At 42.3% G+C, this 683-nt stretch carries 2 protein-coding genes; both read left to right on the top strand.

Translation table 11 applies throughout. The features are described 5' to 3' along the window. Positions 1-41 precede the first annotated feature (41 nt). Positions 42-383 (top strand): endonuclease NucS domain-containing protein, encoded by a 342-nt coding sequence (locus A9165_RS17260; RefSeq protein ID WP_083216316.1) that lies wholly within the window; start codon positions 42-44, stop codon positions 381-383. Between the two features lie 76 nt (positions 384-459). Beyond that, a complete protein-coding gene (locus tag A9165_RS16855; protein WP_141686183.1) occupies positions 460-669 on the top strand; it encodes a hypothetical protein in 210 nt (69 codons plus the stop codon). The last annotated feature ends 14 nt before the right edge of the window (positions 670-683 follow it).

The raw sequence follows: 683 nt of genomic DNA, 5'->3' as shown, positions 1-683 counted from the left end.
CACCGGACGATCTGATAGAGTGTGGATAATATGGGGGAGCAATTTGTGGGGATCCCTCAGCTATCTACCTCAGTCATGATGGTAGAGACGGTGTAGAGTTTCAAACAGATGTTGGCCCTATAGATATCCTAGCCCTTGATGACGTTGGAAATTTCGTTGTTCTTGAATTGAAGCTTGGTCGGGGACCTGACGCGACGTTGGGCCAGATTTTAAGATATATGGGGTGGGTTAAAAAACATTTGGCTAATGGTAAAGATGTCAGAGGTATTATTGTTGCCTCAGAGATACCCACAAAATTACGTTATGCTGTAAGTCAGGTGCCAAGTGTACGCGTTATGGAATATGAGCTAAGTTTTTCAGTTCGACCTGTAGCGTTGTGCTGATAAGCAACTTAAAGCCAGGATGAACGCGAGCACCAAAGATTCGTAAGGCAAACCCATTTTAAAGCGATAGGTATAAATGAATTTTGATATTCCAGAAATAATTCTCAAACTCGGTGCTGAAGGCGGTTCGATTACTCTTATGGGGAGACGACTCGACGAAAATGTATGGTTATATTCATTATTGTCTTCAGATTGTTCAGAAGACCGTGCGCTCTCAGTTGAACGGAATTTTTATGTTGGTACAAAAGAATCTGAGTCATCTTCTTGGGCTGATGCAATGTACTAGCTCAGACTTGATCT

This window comes from Alishewanella sp. HH-ZS (genome assembly GCF_001704375.1).
Classification (GTDB): Bacteria; Pseudomonadota; Gammaproteobacteria; order Enterobacterales; family Alteromonadaceae; genus Alishewanella; species Alishewanella aestuarii.
Note: the sequence above shows the minus strand (reverse complement) of the source record. Positions and strands in the feature narration are given on the sequence as shown.